Here is a 7,824-nt window from a genome sequence, read left to right as displayed (position 1 = left end):
ATGGCGCATAGACGCCGATTTGGGTAGCGGGGGAGACCATTTCATCAGATTCAGGTGACCTTCAACTGCTGCTGGTGACCCGTTCGAGGACGCGCAGGAAATTGTGTGCCAGCTGGGGGTGCAGCTGGCTGCCCGCCATCTGCAGGATCATCTGGGAAATTTTGTGAATCTGCATCGATCCTCGGTAGGAGCGTTCGGTGCGGAGGGCGTCGAAAATGTCGGAGACGGTTGAAATCTGGCTGGCGATATTTTGTCTCCAGCCATGTCTGGGGGTCGGATATCCCTGATTGTCGTAACGCATGTGGTGCTCATAGGCAACCACCACCGCCAGCCGCGGGATGCCCGGGGTGTTGAGCAGGTAGCGCGCGCCGTCGGCCGGGTGACGGCGCATGATCTCCCATTCTTCGGTGGTTAAGTCACTCTCTTTGGTGATGATCTCATCGGGAATGAACAGTTTGCCCATGTCGTGCAGCATGGCGGCGACGCCGATATCGTGCAGCAGCTGGCCCTCGATGCCGAGTGCCATGGCCTGGGCGATGTTGAGGGTACAGACATTGATCGAATGGGTGAAGGTGTATTCATCCAGCTCCCGCAATGGAGCCAGGGCGAGGAAGGATCCGGCTTCGTTGGTGAAGGCCGAGACGAAGCGGGCGACGATTTCCGAGATGCCTATGGCATGCAGCTGGCGGCGGGTTTTGACCGCTTCACAGATTTCAGCGAAACGTGCCAGCTCTTCGGCGTCAACCTCCTCGATCCCCTCCAGGCCGGAGGCTTCCTGCAGGTCTTCAATACGGAAATTGCTTTCATCGATTTCATCGCCCGGTCGGCGTTCCCCATCTTCCTTGCGGTTATAGCGCAGTTCGACCCGACCCAGCCGCAGACGCTCACCTGCCCTGATGACCGCATCACGGCGGGCGTTGACCAGCTGGCTCACCAGGTCGAGGATCTCTTCGGTTTCGAGCCCGGGCAACAGCTTGATATGCGCAATGCCGTGCCGACGCAGCTGGCGGGCGAGGCGGTCGATATACATGCCGCGGCCCAGGGAGTGCCGCTGGGCGATCAGTTCGTCTTCGACGAACAGCAGTGAGACTCCTTCGTCGCCTGTTCTTGAAAGGGGCAGTGCCTGTCGCGCCTGTTCGCAGAGCCGAGTGACCTGGCGGTGCTCGCTGCTGTAGAGCGTCGCGGTGGCGATCGCGGTGGAAAGATGACGGACGAAATCGAGAATCGGCTGACGGTCGTAGCGGCTCATGACTTCCTCCGCTGCAGGGTCTTAAGCAGTGCGTCCGCCTGTTCCCCGAGGTCACCACCGCTGGCCGCCAGCAGCTCGAGAATTTCACCGACCTCTTTGCGGGGGTAACTGCTGAGGGAGAGGATGATGTGCTGCTTGAGACGCAGCCAGCGGCCGCCGTGCAGCAGGCTGCGGGTCTGCAGAACCCGTTCCAGAACCGGCAGGGCCGCGGGGTTGCCGAACGGTTCGAGAGTATCGACCACGGCCGTTTTCAGGGCGAACCCGTCGACGGATTGGTCCTTGATTTCCAGCAGTCGCAACAGGCTTTCGAACAGCTCCGGGTTGAAACTGCCGTCGAGTTGACGTATCGCCTGCCATTGACGGCCGCGGTCACCGCTGTCCAGTTCCCGGGCCAGGTACTGGTTGGCCTGGGGATCGTTGAACTGGCGCAGGGTTTTGAAAACCTCGACCCGGACTTTCGGGTGCGGATGGTTGATCAGGGACCGGATGCCGTGCAGGGTGACCGGATCGTTGAGCCGCCGCAGCAGGGCGACCAGGTTGCGGACCACGTACCAGCGGCTGTCGCGCAGGTGCAGCATCACCGGTTCACGGATGGCATCGCCCATTTCTTCCAGTCGATCGAGATAGTAGCGGCGCAGCGACATCCGTTTTTCGACCGCCATCCGGTTGATCAGCGGTTCGATGAAAGGCGTCCCGATCTTGCGGATCAATTCGGTGATGGCAGCGAACTTGTCCCTGCCCCAGATGCTCATGGCGGCGAGGATCTCTTCGAGAAAACTGTTGTCGGCCAGCAGTATGGTCAGATCGGTGCTGCCGTTGCGTTTTGCCGACCGGTTCGGACCCCTCTGCAGGCCGACCAGGTAGTCGAACTGGCCGGTTTCGAGAAAATATCTCAACAGTTCCAACAGGATTTGCCGCAGTTCTTCCCGATCCTGCTCACTGCCCTCCTCGTTTCCCAGCAGGTCGATAACCACGTTGCAGACCTGGCTGTCGACCGGCTCGGCGGAAATTTCCGCGCGCAGTTCTTCGACCGCCATGCCCTCCAGGGTCGGGATATCATCCATGGAGACGATGCTGTGCAGCAGGTGCTGATAGGTGCCGGGAATGAAGCGGTCGGGGTCGTCTTCACGGAACAGCGAACGCAGGTGTTCACCTAGTTCGGCACTGGAGATCGTTTCTCCGACCTGGTCGGTTTCCTTCGAGGTGTGCTGGGAGAGTTTGCCGAGCAGGTTCATGATGGTCGGCGGGATCGTCAGGCGTTTCTCGTTGACATCCTCAAGGGCGGTGAACAGGGCATCGCTGGAGAGGTGAGTCAGTACCTCTTCGGCCAGTTCGTTCTGCGCGCCGAGGGTATTGAAGGTGCTGGAGAGAAACTGGCGGCGAAGTTCGGGGCTGAGACCGTCGACGAAGCTGCCGAGCTTGCCGAGGGCTTCGGTACGGTAGCTCTGGCTGCGGCCCTCAAGATCGAGTTCCTGCAGAAAGGTGGTGATGGTCTGTTCGTAGCTGGACAGCACCTCCTCCTGGTCCGCCCCCTCTCGGCGACGACTGAGGTATTCGGCAACCAGGGCCGGATCGACGGTGGCGCTCCTTTTCAGCTCACCGTCGGGGCTGAGGTCGCCCGCGATCAGTCCGCTGACAAAACGGTCCCAGAGTGATTCCGACTTCTCTTCTTCGAGGAGGGCGTCGCTGGCCCCGATTTCATCTTCGTCGGTGACGCTGAAGGAGTTGTAATCGATGAAGGTGAGGTTGAGGTGCGGCAGATCGAGATCGCGGCAGACTTCAACCAGGCCGCCCCGCTCCGCCAGGTCCTCGGGCCGCTGGACGCTCAACTCCTGGAAACGCAGCAGTTCGTCGTGCTCCAGCCCGCGTCGGAAGGTCAGTCCGGCAAGTCCGAGGTTGAAAAGTTCGTTGGCCAGTTTACGGTAGACAGCGTTGCGCTGGTCGAGGGCCGATCCGTGGACCAGCAGCGAGCGGCGGGTGATACCGAGGGTCAGGGAGTCGCGGAATTCGAGCAGTTGCCGCAGCAGGCTGATCAGCTGTTCGGCGGATTTCTGAATCTGCGGGTGCCCGGCGGGATAGGCCAGGCAATGCTGCCGGGAAATGTTCAGCGCGTAGATGAATTTCGACAGGATCTTGGTGTCGAAATCAAGATTTTGCGGAGTGTTCTCCGCCATGACAGCCTCCGGCGATTGCAGTTTTGCTTCCAGCGCGGTTCGCGCTCACAACGGCCACAGGATACACCAACCGCAGTTGTCGGATAAATGTTTTTCCGCTTGGCTGTCGGATAGTTGGCGCGTTTAATCTTCTTCTCAGCTGCGGGTGAATTTATGTGCCAGCTGATTGTCGATGACGTACATGCAGACTTCGCGGGCGCCCTTTTTCGAGTATTGATGCCGCTGGCAGAGATTGTTCATCAGGTAGCTGACATCGTCGCGGATCCTGCGGTCATAGGTTTTGAACGACTCACGCTCGAAATCCTTGATCGCGCGACGGAAATTCTCGTTGTCCAGAAACGGATCAAGGGCCTGCTCCTTCAACTTGGCGACATAGCGTTCGTGCAGTCGACCGTAAAGTTCGGTCTCGCTGAACGCCTTGCCTTCGGCGAGAATCTCCTGGGTGAGGGTGCGGGCGGTGTATTCTTTCTGTGTTTCGCGGCGGAACCGGGCACGCGTTTCGGCATCGGCGTCGCTCTCCAGCAGGCGATTTTCGATGTTGTGCAGAAAATCCTCATTGATTTCGAGGCGTTCTCCGGTAAAGCGGTTGGTTGCTTTGCTGCCGATTTCGTAGTTGAGAGCGAACAGGTAGTTCTGGATATCGCGCGAGATCTGCTCCTCGTTGTAGTAGTAGAGCGATTCCTTGACCTCCTGCAGCACCGTGTAGTCGTACATCGACAGTAACGACTCCATGAATCCTTCCGGCAGGGCTTCGCTCAGTTCCTTGTGAATTTTGGTGAAGAAGCGCCGGATGATGGTCATGTCGATCAGCTGGTCCTTGCGGGCGTAGGTCGAGAAAAGGTCGTTGAAAATACGCAGTGAATCACGGCCGGAGATGCCCTTGAAGCCTTCCTGTTCCGATTCGGCGATAATGCGCCGACGGCGCTTGGCGGTCAGTCGTCGGCGGTCTTCCGGGGTGATCCACTCGGGGATATAGCCGGTATAGATTTCCATCTTCAGCAGCAGCAGGTTCTTGTCGCAGTAGAGGGCGTACTTGTCCGGTTTTTCGATCCAGTCGAGCATCGCCTTCGAGGTTGGATTGAGACGGGTGGCGATGATCACCCGGGCGAAATTGTGCAGCACCCGCGGCAGAAATCCCTCATCGATATGCTTGCCGAAAATATGGCGGTAGATTTCCACTTCGGTCTGCAGGTCGAGAACATAGGGGATTTTGATGGTTTCGATGCGGTCGGTGAAGGACTGGAAATCTTCGATGTTGGTGCGGTCTTCGGGATTGAGCAGAGCGATGAAGAGGGAGTTGACATTCTCCTCGATATCTTCGACCTTGTGTACCCGTTCGCTGATGATGTTGTGCAGTTCGATGAAGCGGTCGCGGTTGTGTGACTTGATATCCATCAGCGCGTAGATGCCATTGTTGGTCTTGGCGTAGCGCGAGTAGATGTAGCGTACCTTGTTGCTGTCGCACAGCAGGTCGTCGATGCGTGACTGTAGGATCGGGTTGGTGAGGACGTTTTCCTTGGCCGGAGCATCTCCGGGGTTGAAGACGCTGATGCCTTCGCCGAGGCGCCGGTTGAACTGGTAGGGCCGGACATGGATCAGCTTGAAGACTTCCGCCGGACTGCCGAGCTTGCTCAGCAACGCGCGATAGAGGGAGGAGCAGATGGTGCAGCAGCGGTCCTTGAAAACCCACTCGTACTCCTTTTCGGTAAAAACCTTGTACTTGCGCTTGGTGTTGGCAAAGAGGTCGTCGATGAAAGATCGGCGTACCTCTTTGGGAACCACCAGGATCGGACTGTCGTGGCTTGGGCAGGGCACCTCGATCGCCTGCCCCTCCCGGTTCTGACTGCGGATGATTTCGTTCTGCAGTTGGGAGGTCTTGTCAAGCATCTGCGACAGCCGGCTCAGCAGCTGGTTGGTTTCGTGGTCCTCGAGTTGTCCCAGCAGTTCCCGGTCGAGTCGCCAGACAACCTCATAGCGGCGTCCCTCACTGCTGTTGGCGTAGTTCTCGAATTTCTGCAGCAGGTTGTTCAGAAAGGTGCTTTTGCCGCTGCCGTGCGGCCCTTCAAAGATATAGACCTTGTTCTGCTGGGTACTGCGCTTGAAGGTTTCGGCCAGGTCGATCAGCCGGTTGGCGAACAGGCGGTCGGCGAAGAAGGGCCGATCGGTATTTTCGGCGAACAGCCGCCGACAATCGTAGGCCATGTAGTGGATTGATTCGGGATCGTCAGCGTATTCATCCTGCCCCACTTCGACATGTGATTTGAGCAGATCGTGGAACAGCTGAAAGATGTTGCGCATCGTCTGCTCTGGATTACGGGTCAGGATCTCCAGGTATTCCGCGAAGGGGATGGTGCGCTCCTGATTGCGCAGATCCTGGTGTCGACTGATGTTGGCCAGGGCATGTTCGATTTTTTTCATACTGTCCCCATCGTTTCGCGTTTCAGTTCCCGGTTGTGCATCCGGTAGCGGACCCGCTGCCATTTGATCTCCCGCGGTTTGCCCGCCTCGGCCGGGGGGGCCGGGGCCGCCTCGTGGGTTTCCAACTCGACCGGGTTGCCCCACAGGTACTCCAGCCCGAGCATGGTTCCGGCGATGTAGTCCCGTACCAGTTGCTTGCCTTCGAAAGTATGCCTGAGGCGCAGGGTGCCGTCGCTGTTGTCGCCGTTGTTGTTGATTTCGATGTGCGGCGGATGGTAAAGGGACGCCAGCAGCATCTGACGGTAGTCTTCGGCACGGCGGCTGCCGACCCGGTATTCCCATACCATGCGCTGCTGATTGAGGGTCTTCTCGGTGACGAACAGCCGGTGATGGTCGACGAAATCCTGGTCGACGAACTGGTTGATGAACATGAAGTCGCAGTAGTTTTCGCGCAGGGTGAAGATGCTTTCACGCCCCCTGCCGAGTTTGCGGTCGTAATCGCGCCGCTGCTGCTGGTCGGCCAGCTGCTGAAACTCCCAACTCAGCTGCCCCTTGTCGGCCCGTTGTTCGATGTCCTGGAACAGGCGCAGGCCGAGGGCATAGGGGTTCACGCCGACCCGCGGCAGGGAGGTGACCATGGCGTTGACCCGGGCAAACTCAACCTCGTGGCTGCGAATTCGGTCATCGGCGAGGAACAGCTTTTCGTGCCAGTAGCTGGCCCAGCCTTCGTTCATGATCTTGGTGCGGATCTGCGGTTGAAAGTAGAGACTGGTTTTGCGTACCACGTGCAGGATCGACTGCATCCACTTGTTTTCATCGCGGTTGAGAAACTCGGAGTTCTCCAACAGGTAGAGGAGCAGATCCTGCTTCTGCACCGGGCTCTTGTCCCCCTGTTTTTGATAGATGGCTTCAAATTCGGGATAGGTTTTGGCCGTGTCGGCGAAAAAGGTCTCTTCGCACATCTCGCCGCAGTCGCGGATGCAGGTGTTGAAACGTTCGATTTCCTCCATGAAAGCGCTGGTTTTCATCTTCTGAATTTGCTGCAGGAAGACATCGAAATAGAAATTGACCTTGGGCGAGGGTTGATTGACTTCAGTGCGGTGGTGGCGGGAGAGCAGCCCGTGGTAATCGACCAGGTTGTCGATACCGCGGGCGAATTCAATTACGTAGTCGACCCAGCGGCCGTGTCGGGCGCGCAGCGAGGCGATCAGTCGCTTGTCGGCCAGCGCCTGGCTGGTGAAATCGTAGTCCCAGGTATGGCGGAAGAAGTGATTGTTCTGGAAGAAGTCAATATGCGCCAGTACGTGATAGAAGATCATCACGTTCAGCCAGTCCGGGTTGTTGTCATTGTAGAAGGAGATCGCCGGGCGGGTGTTGATCACCGTCTCGAAGGGGTTGTTGGGATAGAGTTCATACCGACCCCGTTCGCGCAGCACCTCGACATCATGCACCCAGTAGTCGTAGAGGGTCGGGATCATGTTTTTCGGCGTCAGGTCGAGCAGATCCCGGTTGGTGACGATGTACTCCAGGGATTCATCCTGAAAGCTCAGACCGGCATCGCGGGCGCGCTGCTTGCAGCCTTCCATGATTGATTTTGTATGCTGATCAACCAGTTCCATAGCTACCGGGGAGCGGTCTTTTTCCGCGATCTCTGCGTTGCCTGTGCGCGGTCCGCGTCAACGTAGCTTCCGCTACGCCTCCTTGATCCGTGCTCGGCGCCTTGATCTCACGAAAAAATCTTCGCTCCTGTGACCTTTCTTCTAGAGTGAACGATTCCTTGCGTTGCCTGTGCGCGGTTTGTGTCGACGTAGCTTCCGCTACGCCTCCTTCACCCTCTCTCACCTTCCTTGATTCGACGAAAAATCCCTCGCTCCAATCACCTTTCTGCTTGAGAAATTCCAGTTCTTAATGCCCACTTTTCTTTAGCCTTTAGCCTTTAGCCTTTAGCCTTTAGCCTTTAGCCTTTAGCCTTTAGCCGGGTCT

General features: G+C 57.9%; 4 protein-coding genes. All 4 read right to left on the bottom strand.

Annotated elements, in window-relative coordinates:
• Positions 1–61 precede the first annotated feature (61 nt).
• Positions 62–1,249 (bottom strand): HD-GYP domain-containing protein, encoded by a 1,188-nt coding sequence (locus tag C2E25_RS13610; RefSeq protein WP_103116280.1) that lies wholly within the window; start codon positions 1,247–1,249, stop codon positions 62–64.
• Positions 1,246–3,423 carry a HEAT repeat domain-containing protein gene (locus C2E25_RS13605; RefSeq protein ID WP_103116279.1) on the bottom strand — a complete coding sequence of 726 codons (2,178 nt, stop codon included), beginning with the start codon at positions 3,421–3,423 and terminating at the stop codon, positions 1,246–1,248. The genes C2E25_RS13610 and C2E25_RS13605 overlap by 4 nt, the downstream gene beginning before the upstream one ends.
• A gap of 135 nt (positions 3,424–3,558) precedes the next feature.
• Positions 3,559–5,841, bottom strand: a complete 2,283-nt coding sequence (locus tag C2E25_RS13600; protein ID WP_103116278.1) for a serine protein kinase PrkA — start codon at positions 5,839–5,841, stop codon at positions 3,559–3,561.
• On the bottom strand, positions 5,838–7,460 hold the full coding sequence (locus C2E25_RS13595) for a SpoVR family protein (protein WP_103116277.1): 1,623 nt from the start codon (positions 7,458–7,460) through the stop codon (positions 5,838–5,840). The genes C2E25_RS13600 and C2E25_RS13595 overlap by 4 nt, the downstream gene beginning before the upstream one ends.
• Positions 7,461–7,824 lie beyond the last annotated feature (364 nt).

This window comes from Geothermobacter hydrogeniphilus (assembly GCF_002898515.1).
Lineage (GTDB): Bacteria > Desulfobacterota > Desulfuromonadia > Desulfuromonadales > Geothermobacteraceae > Geothermobacter_A.
Note: the sequence above shows the minus strand (reverse complement) of the source record. Positions and strands in the feature narration are given on the sequence as shown.